Source organism: Ruegeria sp. CDSC054 (genome assembly GCF_059610645.1).
On the sequence record NZ_JBXWOA010000001.1, the window covers coordinates 1 to 26948 of the forward strand.

General features: G+C 55.5%; 25 protein-coding genes. 10 read left to right on the forward strand and 15 right to left on the reverse strand.

The window, feature by feature from the left end; all coding sequences use genetic code 11:
* Positions 1-222, forward strand: a 222-nt coding sequence (locus AC2FGC_RS00005) for a hypothetical protein (RefSeq protein WP_496781255.1), incomplete at its 5' end; no start/stop codon positions are given.
* A 102-nt stretch (positions 223-324) separates the two neighbouring features.
* Here AC2FGC_RS00005 and tyrS read toward each other — a convergent pair.
* Together tyrS and AC2FGC_RS00015 are read right to left on the reverse strand one after the other, a co-directional pair.
* The gene (tyrS, locus tag AC2FGC_RS00010) at positions 325-1578 is read right to left on the reverse strand and encodes a tyrosine--tRNA ligase (RefSeq protein WP_113790252.1); all 1254 of its coding nucleotides are present in this window, start codon (positions 1576-1578) and stop codon (positions 325-327) included.
* Positions 1579-1669: 91 nt separating this feature from the next.
* Positions 1670-2938, reverse strand: a complete 1269-nt coding sequence (locus AC2FGC_RS00015; protein WP_496723221.1) for an MFS transporter — start codon at positions 2936-2938, stop codon at positions 1670-1672.
* A 209-nt stretch (positions 2939-3147) separates the two neighbouring features.
* Here AC2FGC_RS00015 and AC2FGC_RS00020 point away from each other — a divergent pair, with 209 nt between their 5' ends.
* A complete protein-coding gene (locus AC2FGC_RS00020) occupies positions 3148-4206 on the forward strand; it encodes an anhydro-N-acetylmuramic acid kinase (protein ID WP_496723853.1) in 1059 nt (352 codons plus the stop codon).
* A gap of 172 nt (positions 4207-4378) precedes the next feature.
* Here the strand turns inward: AC2FGC_RS00020 and AC2FGC_RS00025 are convergent, their stop codons facing one another.
* The gene (locus AC2FGC_RS00025) at positions 4379-4900 is read right to left on the reverse strand and encodes a TetR/AcrR family transcriptional regulator (protein WP_496723218.1); all 522 of its coding nucleotides are present in this window, start codon (positions 4898-4900) and stop codon (positions 4379-4381) included.
* A gap of 187 nt (positions 4901-5087) precedes the next feature.
* Here AC2FGC_RS00025 and gntH point away from each other — a divergent pair, with 187 nt between their 5' ends.
* From gntH to AC2FGC_RS00040, 3 genes are all read left to right on the forward strand, one after another.
* Complete coding sequence (gntH, locus tag AC2FGC_RS00030; protein ID WP_496723215.1) at positions 5088-6281, forward strand: guanitoxin biosynthesis MBL fold metallo-hydrolase GntH; 1194 nt, start codon at positions 5088-5090, stop codon at positions 6279-6281.
* 216 nt (positions 6282-6497) lie between these two features.
* A complete protein-coding gene (locus AC2FGC_RS00035; RefSeq protein WP_496781256.1) occupies positions 6498-8102 on the forward strand; it encodes a hypothetical protein in 1605 nt (534 codons plus the stop codon).
* 85 nt (positions 8103-8187) lie between these two features.
* Positions 8188-9378, forward strand: coding sequence for a HupE/UreJ family protein (locus AC2FGC_RS00040; protein ID WP_496781257.1), 1191 nt, complete (start codon positions 8188-8190; stop codon positions 9376-9378).
* A 197-nt stretch (positions 9379-9575) separates the two neighbouring features.
* Here AC2FGC_RS00040 and AC2FGC_RS00045 read toward each other — a convergent pair whose 3' ends face one another.
* Positions 9576-10625 (reverse strand): GFA family protein, encoded by a 1050-nt coding sequence (locus AC2FGC_RS00045; RefSeq protein WP_496781258.1) that lies wholly within the window; start codon positions 10623-10625, stop codon positions 9576-9578.
* Positions 10626-10927: 302 nt separating this feature from the next.
* Here AC2FGC_RS00045 and AC2FGC_RS00050 point away from each other — a divergent pair, with 302 nt between their 5' ends.
* A complete protein-coding gene (locus AC2FGC_RS00050; protein ID WP_496723205.1) occupies positions 10928-11959 on the forward strand; it encodes a GlxA family transcriptional regulator in 1032 nt (343 codons plus the stop codon).
* Here AC2FGC_RS00050 and AC2FGC_RS00055 read toward each other — a convergent pair.
* From AC2FGC_RS00055 to AC2FGC_RS00095, 9 genes are all read right to left on the reverse strand, one after another.
* Positions 11937-12869, reverse strand: a complete 933-nt coding sequence (locus AC2FGC_RS00055; RefSeq protein ID WP_496723203.1) for a 3-hydroxyacyl-CoA dehydrogenase NAD-binding domain-containing protein — start codon at positions 12867-12869, stop codon at positions 11937-11939. The two genes, AC2FGC_RS00050 and AC2FGC_RS00055, sit on opposite strands and share 23 nt — an antisense overlap.
* Positions 12869-13609 (reverse strand): SDR family NAD(P)-dependent oxidoreductase, encoded by a 741-nt coding sequence (locus tag AC2FGC_RS00060; RefSeq protein WP_496723200.1) that lies wholly within the window; start codon positions 13607-13609, stop codon positions 12869-12871. The genes AC2FGC_RS00055 and AC2FGC_RS00060 overlap by 1 nt, the downstream gene beginning before the upstream one ends.
* On the reverse strand, positions 13609-15027 hold the full coding sequence (locus AC2FGC_RS00065) for a gamma-aminobutyraldehyde dehydrogenase (RefSeq protein WP_496723197.1): 1419 nt from the start codon (positions 15025-15027) through the stop codon (positions 13609-13611). Before AC2FGC_RS00065 ends, AC2FGC_RS00060 begins: the two co-directional genes overlap by 1 nt.
* Before the next feature lie 10 nt (positions 15028-15037).
* On the reverse strand, positions 15038-15970 hold the full coding sequence (gene kce, locus AC2FGC_RS00070) for a 3,5-dioxohexanoate:acetyl-CoA acetone transferase (RefSeq protein ID WP_496723195.1): 933 nt from the start codon (positions 15968-15970) through the stop codon (positions 15038-15040).
* A complete protein-coding gene (locus AC2FGC_RS00075; RefSeq protein ID WP_496723193.1) occupies positions 15970-16764 on the reverse strand; it encodes an SDR family NAD(P)-dependent oxidoreductase in 795 nt (264 codons plus the stop codon). Before AC2FGC_RS00075 ends, kce begins: the two co-directional genes overlap by 1 nt.
* Positions 16765-16769: 5 nt before the next feature.
* Positions 16770-18296: a choline-sulfatase gene (betC, locus tag AC2FGC_RS00080; RefSeq protein WP_496781259.1), complete on the reverse strand. Its 1527-nt coding sequence runs from the start codon at positions 18294-18296 to the stop codon at positions 16770-16772.
* Entirely contained in the window at positions 18293-19414 is a 1122-nt protein-coding gene (locus AC2FGC_RS00085) for an aromatic ring-hydroxylating oxygenase subunit alpha (protein ID WP_496764477.1), read from the reverse strand. The genes betC and AC2FGC_RS00085 overlap by 4 nt, the downstream gene beginning before the upstream one ends.
* Before the next feature lie 241 nt (positions 19415-19655).
* Positions 19656-20558 carry a fatty acid desaturase gene (locus tag AC2FGC_RS00090; RefSeq protein ID WP_496723187.1) on the reverse strand — a complete coding sequence of 301 codons (903 nt, stop codon included), beginning with the start codon at positions 20556-20558 and terminating at the stop codon, positions 19656-19658.
* Between the two features lie 3 nt (positions 20559-20561).
* Positions 20562-20981 (reverse strand): cupin domain-containing protein, encoded by a 420-nt coding sequence (locus AC2FGC_RS00095; protein WP_496723185.1) that lies wholly within the window; start codon positions 20979-20981, stop codon positions 20562-20564.
* 85 nt (positions 20982-21066) lie between these two features.
* On the opposite strand from AC2FGC_RS00095, the gene AC2FGC_RS00100 reads away from it, so the two are divergent.
* Positions 21067-22485 carry a protein adenylyltransferase SelO gene (locus AC2FGC_RS00100; RefSeq protein WP_496723182.1) on the forward strand — a complete coding sequence of 473 codons (1419 nt, stop codon included), beginning with the start codon at positions 21067-21069 and terminating at the stop codon, positions 22483-22485.
* An 11-nt stretch (positions 22486-22496) separates the two neighbouring features.
* On the opposite strand, the gene AC2FGC_RS00105 is transcribed toward AC2FGC_RS00100, so the two are convergent.
* Together AC2FGC_RS00105 and AC2FGC_RS00110 are read right to left on the reverse strand one after the other, a co-directional pair.
* Positions 22497-23468, reverse strand: coding sequence for a cation efflux transmembrane domain-containing protein (locus tag AC2FGC_RS00105; RefSeq protein WP_496723180.1), 972 nt, complete (start codon positions 23466-23468; stop codon positions 22497-22499).
* Between the two features lie 96 nt (positions 23469-23564).
* Complete coding sequence (locus AC2FGC_RS00110) at positions 23565-24452, reverse strand: DMT family transporter (RefSeq protein WP_496723178.1); 888 nt, start codon at positions 24450-24452, stop codon at positions 23565-23567.
* A 204-nt stretch (positions 24453-24656) separates the two neighbouring features.
* Here AC2FGC_RS00110 and AC2FGC_RS00115 point away from each other — a divergent pair, with 204 nt between their 5' ends.
* The 3 genes from AC2FGC_RS00115 to AC2FGC_RS00125 all read left to right on the forward strand — a co-directional run bounded on the left by AC2FGC_RS00115 (position 24657) and on the right by AC2FGC_RS00125 (position 26864).
* The gene (locus AC2FGC_RS00115) at positions 24657-25361 is read left to right on the forward strand and encodes an endonuclease/exonuclease/phosphatase family protein (RefSeq protein ID WP_496723176.1); all 705 of its coding nucleotides are present in this window, start codon (positions 24657-24659) and stop codon (positions 25359-25361) included.
* A gap of 71 nt (positions 25362-25432) precedes the next feature.
* Positions 25433-25846, forward strand: a complete 414-nt coding sequence (locus AC2FGC_RS00120; protein WP_496723174.1) for a Fur family transcriptional regulator — start codon at positions 25433-25435, stop codon at positions 25844-25846.
* Between the two features lie 136 nt (positions 25847-25982).
* Positions 25983-26864: a DMT family transporter gene (locus tag AC2FGC_RS00125; protein WP_496723172.1), complete on the forward strand. Its 882-nt coding sequence runs from the start codon at positions 25983-25985 to the stop codon at positions 26862-26864.
* Positions 26865-26948 lie beyond the last annotated feature (84 nt).

A 26948-nucleotide genomic window follows, 5' to 3' on the forward strand; every position in this document is an offset into this window, starting at 1 on the left:
GGCGACGGTAAAGGTGGCGGCAAGGGCGGCGACGGTAAAGGTGGCGGCAAGGGCGGCGACGGTAAAGGTGGCGGCAAGGGCGGCGACGGTAAAGGTGGCGGCAAAGGCGGCAAAGGTAAAGGTGGCGGTAAGGGCGGCAGTAAAGGGAACAACGGTGGAGGCAACGGGCCGGAAGGCAATAGCCCGGGCCAGGGTAACAATGCCCACGATGATGAAAGGTGACGCAGTTCTTGCAAGGGCATCCCTAAGCTTAGCCGATACCTAAAACAAAAAACGGCCACCGCAAAGTGTGGCCGTTTCGTTTACTTCATGGTGAATGGCTCGCTAGCCCAGCTGAACCAGCGCGTGGCGCTTCTTACCTGCGCTCAGCTTGATTGGTGACGACAGAGCACCCGCGTCGATCATCAACCCGGCATCCGTCAACGGCGCATCATCCAACTTGGCGCCGTTTTCCGCGATCAGCCGTTTGGCCTCTTTACCGGACTTCGCCAGACCCGATTTCACGATGACCTGCACGATGGACATGCCGTCACCCAGCTCATCCGCGCTGAGGGTCAGGGTCGGAAGATCGTCCCCGACACCGCCCTTTTCGAACACTTCACGGGCCGTGGCCTCTGCGTTGGCTGCAGCTTCGGCACCGTGCAGTAGGGCGGTGACCTCGTTAGCAAGGCGGATTTTGGCCTCGTTGATCTCTGATCCTTGCAGCGCGCCCAGTCGGTCACACTCATCCACCGGCATTTCGGTGTAAAGCTTCAGGAACCGGCCAACATCCGCGTCGGTCGTATTGCGCCAGAACTGCCAGAATTCGTACGGCGAGCGCATCTCGGCGTTCAGCCAGACCGCACCGTCCTGAGACTTGCCCATCTTCTTGCCGTCGCTGGTGGTCAGCAGGGGCGAAGTCAGGCCGTAGATCTCGTGATCCAGCACCCGACGCGTGAGGTCGATCCCGTTGACGATGTTGCCCCACTGGTCCGAGCCGCCCATCTGCAGCACGCAGCCATAGCGGCGGTTCAGTTCGAGGAAGTCATAGGCCTGCAGGATCATGTAGTTGAACTCAAGGAAGCTCAACGATTGCTCGCGGTCCAGCCGGGATTTCACCGATTCAAAGGCCAGCATTCGATTGACCGAGAAATGCCGCCCGATATCGCGCAGGAAATCAAGGTAGTTCAGGCCATCCAGCCATTCGGCATTGTTCAGCATCAGCGCCTTGTTTTCGGCATCGCTGTCATAGTCGATATAGGCCGAGAACACCTTTTTGATGCCCGCAATGTTTTCGTCGATCTGCTCGGGGCCCAGTAGGGGGCGTTCATCCGCGCGAAACGACGGGTCGCCCACCTTGGTGGTGCCGCCGCCCATCAGAGTAATTGGCTGGTGACCGGTTTTCTGGAACCACCGCAGCATCATGATCTGGATCAGGCTGCCCACATGCAACGACTTGGCCGTCGCATCAAAGCCGATATAGGCCGGTTTGCACCCACTGATCAGCGCTTCGTCAAGGCCCTGATAATCGGTGCAGTCGGCGAGAAAGCCGCGCTCGATCATCGTGGCGATGAAATCCGATTTGGGGTGGTAGGTCATATCGTGCCCTTTGGGTTTATGTTGCGGGGCACTGTATAGGCGGCGCGTCAGCCAAGGAAAAGCCACCATTTCCAAGAAAACGCGGGCTGTGTCAGCTTTTGACCGGGGGCAGGCGGAAGGCATAAAGCATTGCGATAATGTTCAACACCACAAGGACAACAATCGGCGTGATCGGATCATGCAAATGTGCGACTGCGCCAAGGATCGCAGCAAAGACAATTCCAACGAGGCCAGCGCTGACATCCCCTAGTGCAACTAGGTAGGGGCGCTCTTTTTCGACGCTCATCTGAATGAGATACAGGTAGCGCCCATAGATCACTCCGTTCCCGCCCAGCGATAGCAGCAGGATCACCAGCGCGTAGACCCAGACGTTCTGAGCGTAGCCGAAGAATGTAAAGCCAAGCGCCATCAGGGCCGAAATTGTGGCGATCATGCACCCCAACCACATCACAGGTTTGACCGAGACACGATCGCTGAGCCATCCCCACAGAAGCGAGCCGATCACCATTCCAAGGCTGGCCCCTATGACAAAATAGCTGAGCGAATGCTTGGTCCCCATATGCAGGGTCGCCGCATGGATCGTGTAGAAGGGCATCGCCAGCTCGACCGATACAAAGATCAGCCGCGCCGAAAGAAACTTGCGATACCAGGGATAGGCCATGCCGGTTTTGAATCCGGTCGCCAGTTCGGCCAAGGGTTTGGGTTTTTTCTTCGGCTCCGGCAAAGGGGCGCGTTGTTCATCCTCAAGCAATCGCACCCCTGCAAAGGCAACACCTGCGGCGAACATGGCGATCACGCCGCACCACAAGACGACGATGTGACGCTGCATCGGTTGATCCCCGGACAGCAGGTCGCGCGTGACCAGAACGACGATGATGGCCAAAATGCCCGAGATGGTGGCTTGCGCAAACACCATCCTGTTCCGTTTCGCTTCGGGGACAGAGATGCCGTAGATCTGGCTGGTTCCAAGGCTGGTGATCCCCTGACACAAACCCAGGACCATCGCAGTAGTCAGGAACAGCAGCACGATCATCACGCTGGGCAGTTTTGTTGAAAACAGGGCCACCGCCGCCAATACCACGGCCGTCAACAGGTTCGGTGCGTAAACGGCAAGCTTGGCGCGGGTCGCCCGATTGATGAAGGGCGAGACAAAGATCTCGGCAATCAGGCGCGACCCGGTGACAAAAGGCAGAAGCAACCCCGCAAAGAACGTTGGCGCACCCAAAGCCAGATATAGGAACGGAAGCACCAGATTGGGGTTGATCAGCTGCCCTCCGATCGTGGCCAGGGCGCCGGACCAGAAGATCAGGAAATAGTTCCGGCTTTCGGATGGTTGTTTCTGTGAGTATGTGTCTGACATATGCACCTAAAACCGATTTGTGTTCCTTATACCAAATTGTCGGGAAAAAGCGCGACACTCGTGTGATCTGGCTTGCCTTGGCTTCGGCGGTAGGGGCAGGTTAAACGGGCTGTGCCGATCAACCATGACGGTACAAACAGAATTCGGCAGGAGAGATCAAAGTGGGGCGGGCCATCAAACGAACAGGTGCGATCAGGGTTTTGGGTGCGATGTCTGGCACCTCGATGGACGGGGTGGATGCTGCGGTCGTCGAAACGGACGGGCACCGGATTATCGACTTTGGTCCAAGTGGGTATCGTGCCTACTCCGATCACGAGCGCGCGGTATTGCGCGCCGCTTTAGGGCAGTGGCACGGGCCTGACGTGGATGCCGCGGCAGAGCTTGTTACCCTGGCCCATGCCGAGGCGCTGTCTGAATTCGATGAGGTCGATCTGATCGGTGTGCACGGCCAAACTCTTGCGCATGAACCAAGTGGGCGCGGGACGTTGCAGGTGGGCGACGGGAAAGGGCTGGCTCAGGCATTGGGGGTGCCAGTCGTCTGGGATTTTCGCAGCGACGATGTGGCGATGGGCGGCGAAGGCGCCCCGTTGGCGCCGTTCTTTCACTTTGCCTGCGCCAAGTGGATCGAGGCAACCCAGCCGCTGTGCTTTCTGAACCTCGGTGGTGTCGGGAACCTGACGTATGTGGACCCCAGTTACGATGGCCCCGAAGCCCCCGGCGCGTTGCTGGCTTTCGACACTGGTCCCGCGAATGCACCGGTCGACGATCTGATGCAGGCGCGTCTGGGCCTGCCGATGGATCGCGACGGAGCCGTCGCGCGCGGCGGAACCGTCGAGATGGGCGCACTCGAGCTGTTTTTGTCCGAGCCTTACTTTACACGCATGCCGCCAAAATCACTGGACCGGAACGACTTTTCCGAGATGATCAAACTGGTGCAGGAACTCAGCGATGCGGACGCGGTGGCCACGCTGACCGGCATGTGTGCCGCGGGCGTGGTGCAGGGGATGGAACATTGCCCCAAACCACCCTCGCGCATGTTGGTCACCGGCGGCGGGCGGCACAATCCAGTATTGATGGAGATGCTGCGCGTTGCATTGGACTGCCCGGTCGAACCAGTCGAGGCCGTGGGTCTGGACGGAGATATGCTTGAGGCGCAGGCCTTCGCCTATCTCGCGGCACGCGTCGCCCGCAGGCTGCCGACGTCGTGTCCGGGGACGACAGGTGTGAAAGCGCTGGTCGGCGGTGGGGTAGTGAGTTCGGTTGCGTAATGGGGCGGTGGGTTAAAAGCTAATTGCCCGGTTTCTGCTTTCGCGGACGAAGCGGTCCTTGATGGTCACAGACTGAACGTCGGCTTCTGGCACTGTTGCGTGTGCTCTTCCTACAGGGCACTTAAAAACTGGCGGTCCGTTTCGAGCAAACTAACAATGCCGGGCGATATACTTATTCTGTCTTCTTCTTTCCGACAAGAATTGCATGTTCCCTCTCTATAACCTTTTCCCAATCGCCTTGCGCTTTCAGACCGGTTGAAGAGTCTCCCATTAGCGAAGTAACCATCAATCTTCCACGCGCTTTCGCTTCCTCTTTCGAGAACCCGGCCTGTTCAAACATCCAGGCGGCGAATTGGAACCGTTTGCCGATGGTTCTTTGATACGATTCTTTCACCTTCTCATCGGTATTCGCCCACACTGAGACAGCGTGATCCGGCAAGGCGGCGTCCTCTTCAATGACTTTTTTCATAAGAAGAAGAATGCGGTCTTCCGGGGGGCCGCCAAATGTCTTTGCCTTTGCGATCACTTTGTCAGTCAGTTCTTGCTCCCAATATCTGAGGACCTCATCCAAAAGCTCACTGACGTTTTTGAAATGCCAGTAAAAGCTGCCGCTTGTCAGGTTCAGTCGCTTTGCCATTGGCACGACCTTTATCGCGGAAACGCCGCCCTCATTGAGTACTTTGTAGGCCAGCAATATCCAGTCTTCTTTGGTCGCGGCGTTTTTGGGTGAGTTTCGAGTTATAGATTCTGACATTCAGATTACAGCATTCTTTATTTGACATAGAGTAGTCTATGGATCTACCGTAGAGATGTCTATGGTGAACGAGAGGTTCACGAATTCGTGTTCTCTTAAGAGGCTTCGCTTTGAAAAGGGGGGATCAATGAATAACTTAATGAAAACCGCAGCCGGTACATTGATGGCCTTAGGCATGACACTGGCTGGCACAGCCACGGCGCAAAACGCCTTGCCGACGGGTCGGAGTGCCACTGAAATCGAAAACGGTGTTTATCCCGCTTCTTACTTTCCCAACACAGAAATCCTCGGAGAGGATGAGATGCGAATTACGGCACTGGGTACGGGGATGCCAAATCAAACCAAGGCTGCAGTTTCTATTTCGTTTTATGTGGAACTTGGGAATGGTGACGTCTTTCTGTTTGATGTGGGAACGGGCGCAACGGGCAACCTGTTCTCGCTGCGCCCGGACTTTGCAAAGGTCGACAAGGTCTTTTTCAGCCATTTGCATGTTGACCACGTTGGAGATTTCATGGGCCTCCACGTTGGGGGGTGGCTTTCAGGCAGATATACCCCGCTCCGCATCTTCGGCCCGTCCGGATCAGAAGATGAACTGGGCACCAAAGCCTATGTTGATGGCATGTCCATGGCTTACGCCTGGGACTTGGCCACGCGAACGGGCGCGCTGCCGGACGATGGCGCAAAGCTTGATGTCACTGAATTCGACTACATGCAGGAAAACGAAATTGTTTATCAGGAGAACGATGTCACGATCCGGTCCTGGCCAGCGATCCACAGCCTTGATGGTTCCGTGAGCTACTCACTGGAATGGAATGGGCTAAAATACGTCTTTGGTGGCGATACTTACCCAAACAAATGGTATGTCGAATATGCCAAAGGGGCGGACATCGCTTCTCACGAGGCTTTTCTACCACCGGATGCGCTGGCCCCTTATTTTGGCTGGGACATGAAACAGGCGACTTATGTAGCTACGCGCGTTCATACGGAACCTGCGGCTTTCGGCAAAGTTATGTCCGCTGTCGAGCCACGCATGGCCCTAGGGTATCACTCTGTTCTTTCGCCCGAAAACTATCAGGCAATCCTGGAAGGTGTCCGTTCGACATACGATGGACCGCTCACGCTGGCGCGAGATCTACAGGTGATAAACGTAACCAAGGATCAGATCGTTGTTCGGGAAGCGAGTGTTGACGACTATGCGCTGCCACCAGCTGTGAGCGACGAATACATCAATGCACCGCGTTCAAAAGAAAAAGAGCCTTCTGAAAAGGTTCAAGCCGGCAAATGGGATGGTTACACGCCACCGCCAATGCCGGACAATTAACCTTCAGGGGTGAACAAAATTCCAATTTGGCGGTATCTGTGCCGACTATTCTTGATGCTGAGTGTGATGGCCTCGGGTGCACAGGCCGTTTCAGCAGATGTCGTTTTGACAAACGGTTCGGAAGTCGCACCCAACATTGCTGTCCTTCATGTCAAAGATGATGGGGTTTACGTCGACCTTGAGGTCTATGTCGAAGATATTCCGTTGTTTGCGGATATGCTGCCAATCGGATTGTCATCCGATTTCGTCGAGGGTGAGCCGAAGGTCGAACAAGAGTCCGATCAAGGTTCTGCCCAAGCCAAAAGTCGGGCACTGTCTATTGTTGCAAGGGACGAACAGCCCCTACACGCTGAAATCAGAAAGCTAGAATACCGAACGCGCATCGACCGGGCCTCGCCGCTTGCAGGTCAGCGCGATCCATTCTCGGGTCAAATTGTTCCCAGCCCGCCAAAAGATCCGCGTGTTCTGTTCGTCGAAGTGTTCTTTCCGTTTCAAAACTCAGTTCCCAAGGAGCTGACTATAGTGCCTCCATCGCGGGATAGTGTGCCACTGGCGACTATCGGGATGCAGGTTTTTGACCGAGAGGTTCCGGTCACGGATTTCAGCTTCTTGTCAAAGCAGGCAGAGTTAAAGATTTCCTGGCCTGACCCTTGGGAAACCCGATTTTCCGCAGAAAGCCTGAATCGAAAAGCCCAGGACGGAACATCAACATTTCTTTATATCGAACCTCGTGAAGTTCGGCATGAGACGCTGATCCGCTTGCGTGAACTGGCGCCTTGGATTGGTGAAACTTTCGACGTAGGGCAGACACTTTCGCCACAGCGTAGCGCCTTGATCGTAAACCAGGCAGCGCCCTTCCTGGCTTCTCGTAACCCGGTGACAATTGATGGCAAATCAGTGCAACCGTCAAACGCAACAGCAAAGCTCCTGGAGCTAACATCGCAAGGTTTTCAGGTTGTCGAGCCTGGAAAGGAAGTGTCCGTGAACAATGCGTTTATCGGAGCTATCCTGTCTTTCTCATCGGCAGAACTTCCCGAACAGGTGACAGTCACATGGGATATGTTTGACGAGGAAATTACCCGCGTCGCGACCATTTCAAACGATATCGCCGGGCCGTTCTTTGGGGCTGTGACACCAGCGGACCCACAGTTCCACTGGCAGAACCACTTGCTCCAATACGAAAGAGCATCTGTTACTCAGATTCCAGTTGAGCCGCAGATACAGCAGAACCCGGCAATCGCTTTAATCACCGGAGTTATCAGTGCCGTCTCACTTGGTTTCTTCCTCATGTGCAGGGGCAAAGTTGCAAAGCGCGCCAGTTGCGCAACCATGATTGCCGCTGCTTCGGCGACCGTCGTTTTTTCGGGACTTTTGCCGGATTTACCTTGGAAGAAGTCTGAACCCCCTGAGCTGCAGGCTGCGGAAGATATACTGCGCTCAATGGTCGAGAACTTGAGCACGGTGACTCTGGAAATTTCGCCTACCGCAAGAAAGTCAGAGCTGGCACACATTGTAACGGAAGCGTCTCTAGGTGACATCGCAACAGAGGTTGAACGTGGTCTCGCGATCCGAACGCCAGGAGGCAGTCTTGCTACGGTTACTGATATCAGCGACCTGAAATTGGAGCGCATTAACCCAACCCACACGCCGGGAGGATTTAGTGCCCTGACCAAATGGACAGTGAAAGCACAAGGCGGTCATTGGGGGCACGCCCACATACGCGCCGTTACATTTCGGGTGCTGGCGGAGGTCATACCTGAGTCAGGGCAATGGAAGCTGGATGGATTAACTGTAATCGAGGCTCGCGATCCAAATGCGTAAGTGTTTAAGACCAAAGGTTTTTGCTTTCGGCGCTTTGTTTGTCGGTTTGTTCTTGTCACTGACGCTGTCAGCCTCGGCACATTTTTTGCTTAACCTCAACGTTCGAATTTCGCATGTCGAGCATTCCGAAGACGGTCTGCGCGTCTACATCCGTACGCCCATGCCTTATCTGGTTGCAGACAAGGTCGGTGATCAGGAAGGTGATGCCTTGCCGATAGCTGCACCATTCACGACTAATGCCATGAGCGACGGTCAGTTGGTCCACTTTGTCGACTTGCAGGCTGTCATGAGCGATCCCAACGGTCTGGGGCAATTCGCCGAAGGTGGGTTGCATCTGTTGGTCGACAATCAGCGCATAAGAGGAACAGTTAAGTCCGTTCGCTTGCATCGAATTGGAAATGAGCCCGGATTTGCAACTTTGGCCGAAGCTCAACAGGCCGAGGACAGCGAAACGGCCCTAACGCCACCGCTTTTTGTTGGTGACACAATTGTCGATCTCGTCCTGCATTATGACACGGACGGCCCGGTCCAATCGTACAGCATTGCCAACGTGCTGGACCCCGGCTTGCCGGATCAGGACCAAACGGCCAACCTCATTCTCGATTACGCTTCGGACACACCGCAGATATTCCGATCTCGGGGCCTGATGACTGAACCATTGGTGGTTCAGCAAGAGGGGTATGGAGGATTCCTGAGTTTTGTCTGGGAAGGTATACGACATATCCTCGAAGGATTGGATCATGTTCTTTTTGTTGTGTGTTTGGTCATTGGAGCGCAGACACTCAGGGCGCTATTGCTGCGTGCAACCGGTTTTACCATTGGGCATAGCGTGACGCTGTCTCTGGGGTTCTTCGGGTTTGTGCCATCGGGCGCGTGGTTTGTTCCTGCCGTCGAAACTGGGATCGCGCTTTCTATCATATTTGCAGCCGTCGCAGCGTTTGTGGGTTTTAAGGACAATGCGCGCTCTGAAGTCACGATGGTGCTTCTGACAACGCTGATTGGCCTCTTGCACGGGCTTGGGTTTAGCTTTGTGTTGCACAAGATTTTGCAGGTTACATCCCCAAACATCTGGCAGAGCTTGCTTGCTTTCAATCTTGGCGTCGAGCTTGGCCAGGTCGCCATTATTCTTGCGCTCTGGCCTGCCTTAATAATGTGTCGGCGCGTGAACTCCAGTTTGTGGATGTCCTTACGAGTGGGCTTAGCCGGTGGATGTGCGGCTATCGCCTGCTTTTGGACCTTTCAGCGAGTTGCCGAGGTTTATTCCACGTTGGCTTAAGGTCATTGCGATGGTGCGTGCCGTGATGGTTTCCTGAGAGAAATGCGGACATTCGGCTGTTCCGCAGCATAAGACAGATTGGGCTCTCCTGACACCTTCGCCGGGATCTGCACCAAGGGCCGGTTTGGTATGGATCGACATTCGCTGCGCGTCGCATGAACAGGCAAGACGCGGACAAAGCCGACATCGCGCGGGTTCTAGAAAACTTCAGGCGGTTTGGCCAGAGGCCCCCAAGTTTCCGGGTCAGGTAAGCCGACACTTGACCATGCCTCCAATAATACCTTGGAATCTGCTGACCGTGTACGAGGCAAGTCATCCAAAATGTCGAACCAAGGCATTTTGCTTTCTATCCCGGAGTGGACCGATGGAGCGAAGTTTTCTGGGTTATCGAGGCTCGAAGTGTGCATAACCAAGTAAGCCGTTTCCCTCGGCTGAACGAGTTGGTAGGTCAGGCTTGCTCCGCATTTGGCGCAGAAGCCCCGTTTGGCTATTGGCGTAGTCGCGAAATACACGGGCTCTTCATCAAGAAATCGAACAGCAGAAACGGGAAAAGCCGTCCACGCATTGACCGCTGACCCAGAGAATTTTCTACAGCAGCTGCAATGGCAATACCCTGTACTGATCGCTGGTGCATTGACTTCGTACCGGACGGCTCCACAAATGCAGCCGCCCTTTTCCATAGTCTTTGCCAATTCATCCTTGTCGAAATCCAGAAACCCGCCTTCTTCACCGTGCTTTGACTGGGTCATGTAAACATGGACTGAAGTATCCGTGCTTTTCAGTTTTTTGTGCCCGCAATCCGCAAGTGGAATGTCTACCTTACCATTTATTTGCGCCATCACTTCGCCGGAGACCGCTATTCCTCCTGGCTCGGCCATTGCTTCGAGCCGAGCGGCAATATTAACACCATCTCCCAATATATCTGCCCCATGTACAACGACATCACCAAGAGAGACCCCGATACGCAAGATGAGTGCATTTTCCGTGTTCGACTGACGGGCTTCGAGCGCAGACGCTTTTTGAATGCCAATTGCACAGTTGACCGCCTCAATAACGCTTGAGAACTCAGCCAAGAATCCGTCGCCAGTAGACTTGAAAACACGGCCTCGGTTCGCCTCAACTTGCATGCGGATGATTTCACGTTCCAGACGTACCAACTCGGCCAATGTTCCGCTCTCGTCGCGCGAAACCAGCCCCGCGAAACCAACAACATCCGTGGCCAGTATGGCCGCCAATTTGCGTTCCATCTCTATTCCTTAGAACTGTTATGTCTCTGCTGGTTTCTGTAAAGCTTAACATAAATCGCCATAGCCCGAGGGATGATCATTCAGACGTTTGTTTTGACTTTCAAAAAAGCTGCTCTGGGCTCAAAATGAACCTTCGTTGCGGTGGATCGAATGTCGGCTTTCTAGCTTCAGAAACTGATTTAGATCTGATCCCCTCGGCCTAGCCTTCGCACTTAGGCAGTGCTTGGCTCAGTACATTGGTGTTTTTTGCGTAATTCCGAAACATAATTGACAATTTTGGACGCTGTTTTACAAAATCGGTCATGACGCAGCCATTAGATCGCAAGTTAGACATAGTTGTTTTGGTGAGTTCGCATTTTAATGTTTCGGCGACAACGTCTTTCGTGGATCCATTCAGAGTAGCAAATTACCTGTCAGGTTCGGCTCGATTTTCTTGGACCTATGTCTCAGACCCTGGTGGTCCAATTGAATCCAGCAGCGGCTTGGTCGTTGACACTGCCCCATTGGCGGAGGTGGTGGCGCGCAATCCTTGGATGGTTCTGGTGAGTACAAGTTGGACACCTGAGCGTCACGGGACACCTCAGTTCAAGGTAGCCCTACAGAAATGGGAATCGGGTGGAACGATCCTTGGCGGTTTGGATACCGGCGCGATTGTTCTTGCGACGGCTGGACTACTCAAAGGAAAGACCGCAACGGTTCACTATGAACACATCGACGCCTTTGCCGAAACGGCCCATGACACCACCGTGTCGGAGAACATGATTGTTATGGATGGAAAGATTTTCACTTGTTGCGGGGGTTCTGCAGCAACAGATCTGGGATTGCGGTTTATACATTCTGTCGCTGGTGAGAGTATCGCTAATGCATCTGCTCGATACCTTTTTCATCACAACGTGCGGGGTGAAGGCCAATCACAGAACCCCAAAGACGTAGAGCCGCTGGGGTATGTCACCTCTGGGGTGGTAAGGGACGCGATCGACTTGATGGAAGCGCATTTGGAAGCCACTTTGTCGATCCCTGAAATATCAGCGAGGTTGAAAATTTCGCAACGACAACTTAGCCGATTGTTTCAGCAATATGTCCATAAGTCACCGATCGAGTATTACCGCGACATACGCCTTGATCGCGCGCGCGGATTAGTGACGCAAACTGAGCTTAAGTTCAGCGAGATTGCGGAAGCATCAGGGTTTAATGGACAGGTTCATTTCAGCCGGGCATACCGCAAACGATTTGGATTGACACCCAGTGCGGATCGCATTGAAGGCCGCACCCCGTTCGAGTTTCGCGCTTGGCCAATGTTCAAACCTGACATCAAGTCCGAAGGTGTTGGGTAGCTTTTTGCATCGCCGTAAGCATCTTGTCGCGTTGCGCTGATAACTCTTCGGTACTTTGCCCCTGTGTCTGATCCTTTATGCCGTCGACCAGTTTATTGATGACATCCTCATCAAGACGAGGGTCGCCCAGGTCGTCCCACCAGCCATTGAATGTGTCTTTGAAATGGTCACAGAAGGCCTGCAGGCCACCATCGCCTGCACCCAAGTGAAAAAGCGTTGTGGGACCCATCACGGCCCATCGGAGTCCCGGACCAGCCCACATCGCTTTATCGATGTCTTCGACACTGGCGACACCTTCGACCGCCATATGAACGGCCTCGCGCCAAACTGCGGCTTGCAAACGGTTCGCGACATGCCCTGGCATGCCTTTCTTGATCCGGATCGTGATTTTACCAATGTCTTTGTAGAAAGCTTCTGTGCGGTCCAAAACATCTGAACTGGTGGAATCGTTGACGGTCAATTCGACCAGTGGGATGAGATGCGGTGGGTTAAATGGATGACCTAGGATCAATTTGCTAGGATCGCGCCATCCCTCTTGCAAGGCTTCGAGCGTCAGGCCGGAAGTTGAGCTTGAAACTATTGCGTTAGGGTTCAACTCTGGCTCAATCCCGGCATAGGTCGAATGCTTAATTGGCAGTCTTTCTGGCACGTTCTCCTGAACGAATTGTGCGCCCTGGACAGCCGCCTCGGCGGTTGAAACGAAAGTGATAGCGTCAGGTGTGGCCCTATCTGTGAGATCCAATTCGTCCAATGTCGGCCAGGCTTTTTCGATATAAGAGCGGACGGATGCTTCGGTATTCGGATCGGGGTCAAAGACCGTCACGCTACGGCCCGAGGCGAGAAACAAAGCTGCCCAGCTTGCCCCGATGACACCGGCTCCAAGAATGGCGGTTCTTTCAATTTCTGACATCATAACAGTCCCGGATTAAGGGGGGAGGCCGCCGTCAGGCCACCGTCCACCGTGAACAACTGGCCGGTTGCAAAAGACGAGTCGTCAGAGGCCAGCCACACGGCCATCGCTGCAATATCGGCAGGTTTGCCAAAGCGTTTGACCGCGTGGCGAGCCAGCGCGTCGGATTTAGCTTTTTCCGAGTCATGGGCGAGGTCGAACGCTGCGTCCAGCATGCCCGTTTCAATCCACCCCGGGCAGATCGCATTGCAGCGCACCGCTGGTCCGTGGTCCACTGCGATAGAGCGTGTCAGCCCATGCACAAACGCCTTTGACGCATTGTAGAGCGCCATCGATGGGTCCGCGGCATTGCCCGAGATCGACCCGATGTTGATGATCGAGCCACCTTGCGACATTTCTGGAATGAAGGCGCGACAACAGTTAAAAACGCCTCGCGCATTTACGCCCATCACTAAGTCCCAATCCGCGTCAGTGCTTTCGGTCACTGTTTTTTCGACCTGAACACCGGCGTTGTTTACAAGGATATCAGTCCCACAGACTGTCATGGCGATCTCTGCAACTGCGTCGGCTTCGGACACATCCAGCGTGTACCAAATTACGTTTTCCGGCAGATCATCGGGTTGAGGGCCACGCCCGCAGGTAGTGACAGCGGCCCCTTCAGCCACGAACGCCTCAACGATGCCCCGCCCAATGCCCTGCTTGCCGCCTGTGACAAAGGCACGTTTTCCAGCCAACCGCATCAGTGTGCCACCATAACGTGACGGACTGCGGTGTAAGCATCCAGCGCATAGACCGACATATCGCTACCCGTACCGGACCCCTTCATAGCGGCCCATGGCATCTCGGGGGTCGCGACCCCATGCGTGTTTACCCACGTAAACCCATAGCGCAGCTTGGATGTCATTTGCATCGCGCGTCCAACATCTCGTGTCCAGACCGATGAGGCCAACCCGTAAGGCCCGTTATTGGCAATCTTCAACGCCTCTTCTGCGTCAGAAAAACGGGAGACTGTTACAACAGGTCCAAACACCTCGTTGCAAGCTATCTCCGCAGTATTGTCTACGTCAGCGATGACTGTCGGCTGGTAGAAAAAGCCGTCTACTTCGCCAGATGCCCCACCGGAAACGATTTCAGAGCTGCAGCGTGCGCGATCAACAAAACCCGCTACACGATCCCGCTGAACTGCAGAGACAAGCGGGCCCATTTCCGTTCCTTCAGCTTTCGGTGCACCTGTCTGGATCTGGCCTACCTGATCGGCAATCGCAGCCACAAGTTTGTCGTAAACACTGTCTGCAACCATCACGCGGCATGGCTGTGCGCAGTCCTGACCGGCATTGAAGTAGCTGCCATATCGGATCGTCTCGGCCACAGCATCGAGATCAGCATCATCAAAGACTATGACCGGTGCCTTGCCGCCCAATTCCAGATGAACGTGTTTAATTTTCTGGGAAGCAGCCCGCATTGCAGCCATGCCTGTCGCCGGAGAACCCGTTACACTGATCCCTTCCATCTGTGGGCTGTTCATCAGGGCATTCCCCACGCCGAGCCCGCGACCATGGATTACGTTTAGCACGCCTTTTGGCAGAACATCTTGTAACAATTCTGCAAGTCGCAGAGTAGATAGGGGCGTTATCTCGGACGGTTTCAACACAATGGAACATCCTGCCGCAATTGGTGCGGCAATCTTCCAGGACGCCATCATCAGCGGATAGTTCCAAGGCGCTATGGCCGCTACGGGACCAATTGGATCACGCCGGATCATCGAGGTATGACCCGCAACATATTCGCCAGCAGCAGATCCCATCATGGTTCGCGCAGCACCAGCGAAAAAGCGAAAGACATCAATCGTCAGCGGCATCTCGTCATCATGAGCGGATGGCCAAGGCTTTCCCACATCCAGGCTTTCAAGTTCTGCCAACTCCTGGCTGTTCGCCTCGATAACATCAGCTATGTGAAGCAACATCGCGGCTCGTTCTGCAGGGGGCGAGGTTGAAAAAGCTTCAAATGCCTCTGTAGAGCCGCGCACGGCCGCCTCGATCTGTGCATCGCTGGCCTCTTTTACTTCGCCTATAGTCTCGCCTGTTGCAGGGTTCAGGATGTGCAAGGCTTCCCCGGTACCTTCCACCATTTCACCGTTGATCAACATTTTGGTCTGCATATGCGTCTCCTTAGAACCCAACCTGATCGCCGCCCTTAAGTGCAAGCCGCACGCGCGCCTCAGCTGGGGTCGCGACCGTTAGGCCAAGGTTTTCAATAATTGATCGGATGCGCGTGACCTGCTCCGCGTTAGATCTGGCCAACTCACCTTTGCCGATGAACAGGCTGTCTTCGAGACCCACCCGAAGGTTTCCGCCGCGCAATGCACTTTGGGTTGCAAAAGGCATTTGGTGACGGCCAGCGGCAAGGACAGACCATTCGTAGTTCTCTGCCCCGAACAGCTTGTCCGCTGTGTTGTGCATGTGGGTTAGATGGTCTGCATCGGCGCCAACGCCACCCAAGATGCCGAACACCATCTGAATGAAAAAAGGCGGTTTGATCAGGCCTTGATCCACGAACCATTTGACGTTGTAGAGATGGCCAAGATCATAGCATTCGAACTCGAACTTGGTGCCATGATCACCACCAAGTTTTTCAATGGCGTAACGAATTGTTTTGAAGGTGTTGGGAAAGATGAAGTCCTCTGTCATCTCCAGGAATGGCTGTTCCCAATCGTGCTGAAACTCAGTGTATTTCTGCAGCATCGGAAAGATGCCAAAGTTCATGGAACCCATGTTGAGAGATGCCATCTCTGGGCTAGTCGAGGTCGCCGCCAGCAGGCGCTCATCCATCGACATACCCAAACCGCCGCCGGTAGAGACATTCATCACCACATCAGTGGACTGTTTGATCACAGGTAAAAATTGCTGAAACAGCTCGGGTCGGGGGTCGGGTTTGCCGGTCTCTGGATGCCGTGCATGCAAGTGAATGATCGACGCTCCGGCTTGGGCCGCTTCAATACTTGCTGTCGCGATCTCGGCAGGCGTTATCGGCAGATGTGGTGACATCGACGGCGTATGGATGCCCCCTGTGGGTGCGCAGGTGATGATGACGGATTTGGGCATCAGAGTTTCATCTGCTGCACTTGTGCAGACAGCCCCCCGTCCAGAACCCACAACTGGCCAGAGGCATACCGTGCTTCGTCGGAAGCAAGCCAGTTAACCAGGTTTGCAATGTCCTGTGGCGTCCCGTAGGTGCGCGTCGGATGAACATCGCGCACGGCCTGTTGCAGCGTTTCAATATTGCCGCCGCCGCCACCAGATCCATCTCCGTTGAAGAAGCTCTGCAGCATTGGGGTATCGATATAGCCGGGGCAGATGGCGTTTACGCGGATACCTTCGGGGCCATGATCGCAAGCCATTGCGCGGGTCAAAGCGTGTACTGCACCTTTGGTTGCGCAATAGGCCGCAAGACCCGGATCAGCAATGAACCCATCGTAGGAGCCAAAATTGATGAGGCTTGCGCTGTTGCCTGATTTCGCCGCTTCGCGCATCAATGGGATGGCGTATTTCGAGGTCAGGAACGTGCCTGTGGAATTAACCGCAAAGCTTTGGTTCCATTCCTCCAGCGTAGTCTCTTCAACGGTTTTTTCGATCTCGATCCCGGCCGCGTTCACCAGGATGTCCAACTTTCCGTGTGTGGCGCGCACATGATTCATCGCCGCAACCGAATCTGCCTCTTGAGTCACATCCAGCTTAACAAAATGACTGCCATCTTCGTCGTGCTGGTCTAACGATCCTTCCGGTGTGAGGTCTGCGGCAAATACTGTTGCCCCTTCTTTTAGGAACCGCGCGACAATTGCACGCCCGATGCCACCGCGCGCGCCGGTCACAAGGGCAATTTTTCCGTTCAGCATCATTGGCTTCAATCCTTTAAAGGCGGATAGCGGTAGCGACTAGCGGCCACCGTCCAATCCAAGTTGTTGCGGACATACTGCTGACTTGCATCAGATGGTGGGTTGTAATCCCATGACTCGCTGGCACCTGCTTCCATCGCGGCATGTAACGCGCGGCGTGATCTCTGCGTGGCGATAATCTTTTTTCGCAATTCACCACCGTCCCACCGTTCCGCGACTTCGGCTGCAAAGCGGGCTGCCGGGTCAGCATAGTCAGGGTCTGTGGCAACATTTTTTGTTTCCAGCGGGTCGGCGTTTAGATCGTAGAGCTGCGGCGGATCGCTGTCGCAATGAATGTATTTTAAAGGGCCGCGCCGGATCATGATTACGGGATAGCCCGTCATCTCGGCACAATACTCACCGATGGCTTCATCAACTGGGTCGTATTCGCCACGGGCCAAAGGCATTAGACTGCGGCCGTCGATCGGTTCTCCGATCATCGCCTCATTACCGCCGCCAATATCGATAAAGGTCGGCAGCAAATCGACCAGCGACACTGCATTCTGCGTTGTCCCCACTGCAACGCCCGGCCCGGCCATGACCAGTGGAACGCGCGCAGAGTGTTCAAAGAAATTCATTTTATACCACAGCCCACGTTCGCCCAGCATGTCGCCGTGATCCGCAGTTACAAACACTATGGTGTTGTCCAACTCGCTCGTCTCTTCGAGGGTCTGAATCAGCTCCCCGATCTTGCTGTCGAAGTAGCTGACATTGGCCAGATAAGCATGACGCGCGCGACGGATTTCTTCGTCGCTGAGCGGCACATATGATGCTTCGATCCCATCCATCAACCGACGCGAGAACGGGTCCTGATCCTCCGTCACGGGTGTAAAGGACGGCATGTCGATCTCATCGTCCGAATAAAGATTCCACCATTCGGGCCGCGCAACGTAAGGATCATGCGGGTGAATGAAGCTTACCACCATCGCAAAGGGTGCATCGTTCCCACGTGCTTTGTCTCGGGCCACATCGAAGAGCCAGCGATTGGCGGCAAAGCCAACTTCATCGTCATAGTCGATCTGGAAGGTCGCATGGGCCAAACCGCTTTCCTTGACGGTTTGCATGTTATGATACCACTTATCGATCCGCTCATCCGGCGCTTCCCAATCCGGGGTCCATGCAAAATCTGCGGGGTAGATATCGGTTGTTACCCTGTCTTCGAACCCATGCATCTGATCTGGGCCAACGAAATGCATCTTGCCTGAAAGGCAGGTCCGGTAGCCTAGCGATTTAAGGTAGTGCGCAAATGTTGGCACCGATGCTCTGAACTCGGATGCATTGTCGTAAGCTGCAATGCGGCTGATGTGCTGGCCCGACATAAAGGCAAACCGTGAAGGTGCACAGAGTGGAGAATTGCAGTAAGCCGCATCAAAGCGCATGCCGCGCGCGGCTAACGCATCAAGGTGGGGTGTCTTGGCAACCTTGTGCCCGTATGCCCCAGTGAAGTGCGGTGCCAATTGGTCCGCCATTATCACGAGGATGTTTGGCCGCGTCACGCAGCACCTTTTGCGTAAGCATCCAGGACTAAGCCATGGAAGTGATGTACGGCGTGCTCGGACTTGCCGGAACCATCCGGGTCATTGACGATCCGACCTTGGGTGAACGCAGGTGTGTTCATCCCGCGCTGCACACTTTCGACAAGGCTGATATCTTCGACCTGAAGAACTTCGTCCAGATAACGAATTGCGTCCAACTCCATCGCGTCGGGTTCCGGCGTCTCAAGGAAGAAGTCGTAAGTTTCAAGCGTCCGATCTGGCCCAACGGGGATGATGTTCAACACGATCATGCTTGACCGTCCCGGATACCGCATCAGGCAGGTCGTCGGATAGAGCCACCAAACCGCATGGGTTTTCACGGTGGCATTCGACACGTCATATGCGGAATTCGGACTTGTGCCCGCGTCAGCCATATGGCTGGAGTAAATGCCGTAGGTCGTAACCTTGTAGGTATCCATATCCACGAGGTCACAAAAATCTTTGTGCGCTGTAGGACAGTGATAGCACTCTAGGAAGTTGTCCACGACGTTCTTCCAGTTGGATTTGATGTCATAGGTCAGACGATGGCCAAAAGTGAGTTGATCCACATCCGGTGCCCAATGGCGCACTTCGGTTTCCAAGTTGCCGGATTGTTCTGACAAAGAAGCTGCCATCGGATCCAAATTGACGAAAACAAAGCCGCAAAATTCCTCGACCTGCACTGCATCGAGACAAATCTCGTCTTTCCTGAAATCTTCGAGGTTTTCGGTATGTGGTGCGCGGGCCAATTGCCCGTCAAGTTTATAGACCCAAGCATGATAGGGGCACATGATCCGCGTTGTATTGCCTTCGCCCGACAGCAATTCATGCGCACGGTGTTTGCAGACATTATAAAAGGCACGAAGCTTACCCTCTTTGTCACGCACAACGGCAATGGGTTGGCCGGCAATATCCACTGTTACATAAGATCCCGGCTCACGTGTTTTCTCAACATGACATACCCATTGCCAAGTTTTGGAGAGGATGGCGCAAAGGTCTGCGTCAAACCACTTGCGCTCGGTGTAGGCAGCAGCCTGCAATGAGCTGGAGCGCGATGGATCAGCATGATAGCCAAAGAAAATTGTATCTGTATCAGTCATGATTGCGTCTCCGATGTTAGGTTAAATCTATTTCAAATTGGATTCGGAGCTATGTTTAATCAGCCGCCAGTTTGATTATTTTCGCCAAGTATTCGGCATTTGGGGACACCGTAGTAATCCATCAAGCATTGCATTTAGTTGATAAGCGAATGCTGGGTCCTTGCCTGCACCTGTTCAGCGGTCATTCGTGCACATTGCAGCAATCGGCAAAATGGGCTCAAAGCAGCCAATTCGTAACCAACTAGCTGAATGATTGCCGCTTAACACTGCGTACATAATCAATCGTAAACTCCGAGTATCCGTCCGAAGTCGATCTCAGATGTTCCCGTGTCCAGTGATGCAATGCGGGCAACTGATGGAACGGAACATTCGGAAACGCGTGGTGCTCTGCATGATAGGGCATGTTCCAGGCCAAAAAACGCACGATCCGGTTGGTGAATGTGGTGCGCGAGTTCTCGAGCATGTTGGCGACTGGCGGACACAGGCCGTGTTCTGCCAGAAGGTAGAGGCGCAAGAATGGTTGCCCAAGTAAAACCGGTAAAATCCAAAGCCAGAAGAGCAGCGGTGACAGGAACAAGCTTAGGGCTGCGACCGCGTAGAGTATCAACAGCAAAAGTGCCTCAGACCGCATGGCGGCGTGTTGGCGCGCAGGTAGGTACGGGGCGTCGATGCGACCAAAGGCGTTTTGTAACAGGAGAAGTGCCATGCCTTTCCAATAGGGCCAGCCGGACAGATAGATCAGCAGGCTCAGCCGGTCCTGGGGTCGTGGCTTGCCGCCAAGCTCGGGGTCTTTCTCTGGGTGGTTCGTCCATTTGTGGTGCGCAAGGTGAAAATATCGAAACCACGTGAAGGGCAGGGCGATCGGGACTGAAACAAGATGCCCAACAGCGTCGTTCAGCCAGCCGGTCTTGAACGGCGTTTTGTGGGTGCATTCATGGCTGAGCGTGAACAGAAACACCAACAAGACACCCTGTGGCAGGATCAGGAGCGGCCAGAGCGGGACCTGCCAGGCGATACCCGCGCTGGTGGCGGACAGTAACACCAGGTAGCCCAGAAGGTGCCGCAGACCTGCTGCGTCCGAGCGCCGTTGTAGCTGATCTTTGGCCTCAGGTGGCAGCGACGCTATGAGGGCGCGGTGATCCATGCATCATCCGCGCGCTATGTCGAACCCTGGCTCCGCCAGTTCGAACCCGTCAAACTGGAACCCGGGAGAAACAGAGCAACTGACCAACGTATAGTCTCCGGTGGTGCGTGCCGCCTGCCAATGGTTTTCGGGCACGATCAGTTGCGGTGCGCCTTGTGACAGGTCGGGGCCTAGGATGTGATCGGTGGCTGGACCGTCATCCGTAGCGCTCAGCGACAGGATCAGCGGCGCGCCAGCGTGGTAGAGCCAGATCTCGGTCGCATCCACGCGGTGCCAGTGGCTGCTTTCACCAGCGGCCAGCAGGAAATAAATGCAGGTGCCGGTGGCGCGGCCTTCGTTATCTGCGCGCCAGGTTTCGCGAAACCAGCCGCCCTCCGGGTGTTGTTCCAGTCTCAGGTGGTCGATGATCTCTTGTGCGGTCATGGGGCCTCTTGTCTTTTGCGATGATTATGCACGGGAAGGTGCGATCCGCTATGGTATTCGTGTACGCAAGGAATATGTTTGCCGCATGACCCTGACCATCCCGTTTGATAACAGCTACGCCCGCCTTCCCAACAGCTTTTATGCGCGGCAGGCGCCGATTCCCGTTCGTGCGCCACGCCTGATCGCCTTCAACACGGAATTGGCCAAGATCTTGAAAGTCACACCGGGAGAGGTAGAGGAGATGGCCGAAGCCTTCGCCGGCAACACGCTGCCCGAAGGCGCAGAGCCGATTGCGCAGCTTTATTCGGGACATCAGTTCGGCAACTATAACCCGCAGCTTGGCGACGGCCGCGCTGTACTGCTGGGCGAAACGATCGGGACAGATGGTCTTCGTCGGGATATCCAGCTCAAAGGGTCGGGACCGACCCCGTTCAGCCGTCAGGGGGATGGCCGCGCTTGGCTGGGACCCGTGCTGCGGGAATACGTGGTGTCCGAGGCAATGCATGCGCTGGGCATCCCGACGACCCGCGCGCTGGCGGCGGTTGAGACTGGAGAGATTGTGCTGCGCGAGGGGCCGATGCCCGGTGCGGTTCTGACCCGTGTGGCGAAAAGTCATCTGCGGGTCGGGACATTTCAGGTTTTCGCCGCGCGTGGCCAACTGGACAGCCTGCGCCGCCTGACGGAATACGCAATAGACCGCCACTATCCTGACGCGGATGGCCCGATGGGCCTGCTGCGCGCGGTGGTGGAGGCGCAATCGCGGCTGATCGCGGCATGGATGAGTGTTGGCTTTATCCATGGGGTGATGAACACCGACAATTGCTCAATCGCGGGTGAAACCATCGATTATGGGCCCTGCGCCTTTATGGACAGCTATCATCCGAACACGGTCTACAGCTCGATTGACCGGATGGGGCGCTATGCTTTTTCCAACCAGCCCGACATTGCCGTTTGGAACGTGGCACAACTGGCGACGGCACTGATTCAGCAGATGGAAGACAAGGACGCTGCCGTTGAAGAGGCGACCGAGATCGTACACGCCATGCCTGTGCAACTGCAGGAGCACTGGTTGAAGCGGTTCCGCGCCAAGATCGGTTTGGTGACCGTGGAAGAGGGCGATCTGGAGCTGATCTCGGACCTGCTGACACGCATGGCGCAGAATCAGGCAGATTTTACCAACACCTTCCGTGCGCTGGGCGATGATGCCGCACGTGATCAGTTCACCGATCCCACGGCGTACGACACCTGGTCCGAAGGGTGGAACGCGCGTCTGGGGCGTGAGCAGGACCCATCCGCCGTAGTGTCCGCCGCAAACCCGGCGTTCATTCCGCGCAATCACCGTGTTGAGCAGATGATCCAGTCTGCCGTTCAGGGCGATTATGCGCCGTTCCAAAGGCTGAACAGTGTATTGGCGCGACCTTATGAGGAACAGCCTGATGCGGATGATCTGAAGCGTCCGCCGACCGACAGCGAAGTGGTGCACGCCACGTTCTGTGGAACCTGAATTTTGACCCCTCAGGCCTCATCACGATAGGGATTGACCTCATCCGGCCAACGGCGGGCGTATTGCGAGATCATTAGGTAAACGTCCGCCCCGTCGATTGCCTTGCGCGCATCGCGGACCATGCGCAGGTTAAGCGTGTCGACCTCGTCGGCGGTGATGGCGCGCAGGGGGTTGTAGTAGACGGTGATCAAAATGGTCCGACCTTGCTTGGTTACGGACATGTCCCGCAATGCGCCACCGTCCTCTGCGATTGCCGGGCGCAAGGCACGACGCGCAGCAGCAAGAAGTTCTGGGCTGGCGGTGGCGTTTGCCAACTCTCCCAGCCCGCCGCGGAAGTCGCGCAGATATGATCCGATGGCTAGGATGCACAGGAAAAGTACGATGATCGAGTCACCGACGGGTGCGATCGCCGATAGGGCACCATCCCGGAACAGGTATATTGCACCAAGGCCAATTGCTGCAGCAGCGGTGAACAGGCCATCGAAAAGTGCCGCCTTGGATTCCAACCGCAGGATTGCACTGGCCTTCCCGGTCTTCCGCCAAGTGAAATAGTGAAACGCCCACAGTAAAACACAGGTCAGGCCAATGGCGGCAAAATAGATGAACATCGGTCCGAATATCAGCGGTTCAGGCATCATGCCGTTGTAGTAGCTGTAGATGTTTTTAGTCGCGTTCGAGATGGCGAACAGCACCAGTCCTAACAGAGACAGAGAGCGGAAGGTGGAAAAGATCGCCTCATCCGCTGCATAGCCAAAGGGGCGGCGTTTGTCGGGGCCTGCATCAATCTTCAGGCTAATACGACGGCCAAGGAATGCCGATCCAAAGCCGACCAGCGAATACAGCCCGTCCATCATGATCGCGTTGGAGTTCGACAGGATCCCGGCCAGAATACCCGCGGCACCCATGAACAGGTTGCCGCCCATGGCAACGACGAGCGCGCGCCCCTCAAGCTGTTTTCTACGTTCCGCGTTTGGCGTCGACATCTGGTAACGTCCTGATAGGGCAACAAACTCGGCAACAGATAAACACTCGAAAGGGATAGGCCAACAGTAGCTTTGAAGGTCAAAGCGGTTCGTTGCCTAGTCCCGTATGATTTCTAGCACTGCGGCACTGACAATCAGGATGGCGCCTAAAAGCTCGCGCAACCCGAACGGCTCGCCCGAGAACGCGGCGGCCGAGGCCAGGCCAACGACCACCTCGCTCATAAGCAGGATGCCAACGCGGGCAGGGGACAGTTTGGTTGCGGGCCAGATTGTCATGAACACCATGGGTAAGGTGTAGAAGGCCGACAGCAGTACGAACTGAAGGGTCCAAAGAAGATCCGCCTGCACAATTGTCGGCAACACAGGTTCGGGCAGGACCGTGAGGCTGACCAGAGAAAGGATCAGCGCGCCTGCGACAAAGGCAAAGACCTGACCCGAGGCTGAGATCTTGCTGGTTCGGTACAGCCCCAACGTACCCAGCGCCCAGCACATGCCAGAGGCCAACGCCATCCAGTCGCCGCTGTTTTGGGGCAGCGGAACACCGCCTGAGTCGCCTAACACGACGAACAGGCCACCGACTCCGCAAGTAAGACCTGCAAGCCGCCCCAGACTCAGGCGTTCGCCCAGGAACACGCGGCCCAGAATCGTGCCCCAGATCGGTGTGAGGTAGAACAAAAGGATCGACCGCACCACATCCGTATAGACAAGGCTGATGGAATAAAGACTGAAGGCCGCGCCGGTGAACATTCCGCTGAACACCAGATCGCGCCATTGCAGGGCCAGCGTCCCTCTCTCTTTCCAGATGAAGGGAACCAGGCCCAGCAGCGCAACGCTATACATCGCAATACCCGGCCAGGGCCCGGTCAGGCCCAGGTCAAAGAGAAACCGAACGGGGATCCAATAGAGACCCCACATCATGCCACCGATCACCAGAACGATGCTTGCCCAGGTGCGGTTGTTCGAGAGTGTGTTGCTGGAAACCACTTCAGGCCTCAATTGGACGCGTTCCACGGGGATAGAGTATCGGCACCCCGTTGATCAAGCGCAGCATTCCTGATCTCGCGATCTGCCGAATTTTCGGGCAAATGGTCAGGATAATCAGCGTTAATTTATCGACCTTAGAAAGACTGGGGTTGCACCCCGCAACCAGCATGGCACTTTGGGAGTCGACCATTTGATCGGAACCCTATGTCGCCTCATTCAACCCTGCGGATTGCAAGCTATAACATCCAGAAATGCGTGGGCTTGGATTTTCGCCGCCAACCGCAGCGCATCATGCAGGTCATTGAAGGCATGCAGGCTGATATTGTGGTGCTGCAAGAGGCCGACAAAAGGCTGCCGCCGCGACCCGCGGCCTTACCGCATTTCATGTTGGATGAAGCCGGTTGGCAGATTGTCGATCTGGGGGGCGCAGGCAGCTTGGGCTGGCACGGCAACGCCGTCATCTGGCGCGGAGACAAAATCGACGTGCGCAAGACCGGTCACCATGATTTGCCTGGGTTGGAACCCCGCGGTGCCGTGCGGGTAGAGTTCGATACCCAGATCGGGCCGCTTCGGGTGATGGGGATGCATCTGGGCCTTCTGCCCGCTTCTCGGCGGCAGCAGATTCACCAGCTCCGGCGCTGCGATGAGGATCTGGATCAGATGCCTACCGTATGGGCCGGAGATTTCAACGAGTGGTCGCGCCAGCCAGTGCTCGATCATCTTGCACCCGACATGCGATTTTTACCCCCGGTTCCCAGTTTCCCGGCTGCACAGCCTCTGGGCGCACTGGATCGGATCGCGCTGGGCGCTGGGCTTGAGGCCGTGGTGCATGGCGTCCACAAAGCGCGGCCTGCGCATATCGCATCAGATCACCTGCCGATCTGGGCTGATCTTCGCCGGGTTGCTTAGGCGCAATTCCCCTGTGGCGCCAGCGGCGCAGACGTATTAAGACAGAAACCCGAACTACTCTGAGGGTCACTATGTCCGACACGATCATCACCCGTTGCGAAGCCAAAGGTTTGCGCATGACGGGTCAGCGCCGCACGATTGCTCAGGTGTTGCAGCAAAGCGATGACCATCCGGATGTAGAAGAGCTGTATGCGCGCGCCTCAAAAGTGGATTCTGGTATCTCGATTGCCACGGTCTATCGCACCGTAAAGCTGTTCGAAGAGGCAGGGATTCTGGAGCGGTTGGAATTCGGTGATGGGCGCGCCCGCTATGAGGATGCTGAGAGAGACCACCACGACCATCTGATCGACATGCAGTCGGGGGAAGTGATCGAATTTGTCGATCCCGAGATCGAGGCTCTGCAGGAAAAGATCGCAGCCAAGCTTGGGTACAAGCTGAAAGGGCACCGGCTGGAACTGTACGGCGTGCCGCTGGAACAAGACTGATTCATCACGAAACGCGATTGGGTGCCGCACGGCAATTCATGAAACATGTCGCAATATCGCTTGCGGCGTCGTCGATGTTACGGTTTTGCTGACTTAAGGTCGCGGAATTTCCCGCGCCATTTCAACGGACACGCGTATGAACAACGTACACGGCATCTTGCTGATCATCGGATCGATGGCGGCCTTCGCGCTTGAGGACATGTTCATCAAGCATCTGTCGGTCACTGTCCCTACGGGCCAGATCATGATCGCATTGGGGTTGGTATGTGGACTGGTATTCGTCGCGATGTCGTTGACCACGCGCAAACGCATCCTAGATCCGGTGGCGTGGCAAGGCCTGCCGCTGGCGCGGGCAGCGACAGAAGCGGTTGGTGCCCTGACCTTTGTCACTGCGTTGTCTCTGGTCGAGTTGTCTACGGTTGCCGCCGTATTTCAGGCCATGCCGCTGGCCGTGACCATGGGCGCCGCGCTATTTCTGGGCGAGCAAGTCGGTTGGCGACGTTGGAGCGCCATCGGGATCGGCTTTATCGGTGTCCTGATGATTATTCGTCCGGGTCTGGAGGGGTTCCAGCCCGAGTCGCTGTTCGTGGTGGCGACCGTTATTGCGATCGCCGCACGTGATCTGATCACACGCAAGCTGGACGTCCGTGTGGCCTCGTCCGTTGTTGCCATGCAGGCGTATATCGCCGTTGCCCTTGCCGGGGTGGTTCTGATGGTATTTTTGGCTCAGCCCATTGTCCCGCTGCAGAACGCCCAGATTGGTCCGTATCTGGGGGCAATCGGCTTTGGCGTCCTGGGATATTACGGCATCGTGACGGCCATGCGGATCGGTGAGGCCTCGGCCCTGACACCTTTCCGGTACAGCCGGCTCGTGTTTTCCATCGCGGCAGGGATGTTGATGTTTGGCGAACGGCCTGATTTGATGACTGTGGCCGGTGCCGCGTTGATCCTCGGCTCTGGCATGTACACCTTTGTTCGCGAACGCCGGCTGGCGCGTGCAATGGTGGTTGCGGCCTGACGGATCGTCGCACGTTGGCGCAAACACGTTGCTGTTAGCCCTAAACCCTCATGAATATACCTGTTAGCGGTAACATGACTGGTT

Bases quoted from the DNA above. Each gene is read 5' to 3' on its own strand.
- tyrS (WP_113790252.1), bottom strand. From the start codon at position 1,578: ATGACCTACCACCCCAAATCGGATTTCATCGCCACGATGATCGAGCGC.
- AC2FGC_RS00015 (WP_496723221.1), bottom strand. From the start codon at position 2,938: ATGTCAGACACATACTCACAGAAACAACCATCCGAAAGCCGGAACTAT.
- AC2FGC_RS00020 (WP_496723853.1), top strand. From the start codon at position 3,148: ATGTCTGGCACCTCGATGGACGGGGTGGATGCTGCGGTCGTCGAAACG.
- gntH (WP_496723215.1), top strand. From the start codon at position 5,088: ATGAATAACTTAATGAAAACCGCAGCCGGTACATTGATGGCCTTAGGC.
- AC2FGC_RS00035 (WP_496781256.1), top strand. From the start codon at position 6,498: ATGCTGCCAATCGGATTGTCATCCGATTTCGTCGAGGGTGAGCCGAAG.
- AC2FGC_RS00045 (WP_496781258.1), bottom strand. From the start codon at position 10,625: ATGGAACGCAAATTGGCGGCCATACTGGCCACGGATGTTGTTGGTTTC.
- AC2FGC_RS00050 (WP_496723205.1), top strand. From the start codon at position 10,928: ATGACGCAGCCATTAGATCGCAAGTTAGACATAGTTGTTTTGGTGAGT.
- AC2FGC_RS00055 (WP_496723203.1), bottom strand. From the start codon at position 12,869: ATGTCAGAAATTGAAAGAACCGCCATTCTTGGAGCCGGTGTCATCGGG.
- AC2FGC_RS00060 (WP_496723200.1), bottom strand. From the start codon at position 13,609: ATGCGGTTGGCTGGAAAACGTGCCTTTGTCACAGGCGGCAAGCAGGGC.
- AC2FGC_RS00065 (WP_496723197.1), bottom strand. From the start codon at position 15,027: ATGCAGACCAAAATGTTGATCAACGGTGAAATGGTGGAAGGTACCGGG.
- kce (WP_496723195.1), bottom strand. From the start codon at position 15,970: ATGCCCAAATCCGTCATCATCACCTGCGCACCCACAGGGGGCATCCAT.
- AC2FGC_RS00075 (WP_496723193.1), bottom strand. From the start codon at position 16,764: ATGATGCTGAACGGAAAAATTGCCCTTGTGACCGGCGCGCGCGGTGGC.
- AC2FGC_RS00085 (WP_496764477.1), bottom strand. From the start codon at position 19,414: ATGACTGATACAGATACAATTTTCTTTGGCTATCATGCTGATCCATCG.
- AC2FGC_RS00090 (WP_496723187.1), bottom strand. From the start codon at position 20,558: ATGGATCACCGCGCCCTCATAGCGTCGCTGCCACCTGAGGCCAAAGAT.
- AC2FGC_RS00095 (WP_496723185.1), bottom strand. From the start codon at position 20,981: ATGACCGCACAAGAGATCATCGACCACCTGAGACTGGAACAACACCCG.
- AC2FGC_RS00100 (WP_496723182.1), top strand. From the start codon at position 21,067: ATGACCCTGACCATCCCGTTTGATAACAGCTACGCCCGCCTTCCCAAC.
- AC2FGC_RS00105 (WP_496723180.1), bottom strand. From the start codon at position 23,468: ATGTCGACGCCAAACGCGGAACGTAGAAAACAGCTTGAGGGGCGCGCG.
- AC2FGC_RS00115 (WP_496723176.1), top strand. From the start codon at position 24,657: ATGTCGCCTCATTCAACCCTGCGGATTGCAAGCTATAACATCCAGAAA.
- AC2FGC_RS00120 (WP_496723174.1), top strand. From the start codon at position 25,433: ATGTCCGACACGATCATCACCCGTTGCGAAGCCAAAGGTTTGCGCATG.
- AC2FGC_RS00125 (WP_496723172.1), top strand. From the start codon at position 25,983: ATGAACAACGTACACGGCATCTTGCTGATCATCGGATCGATGGCGGCC.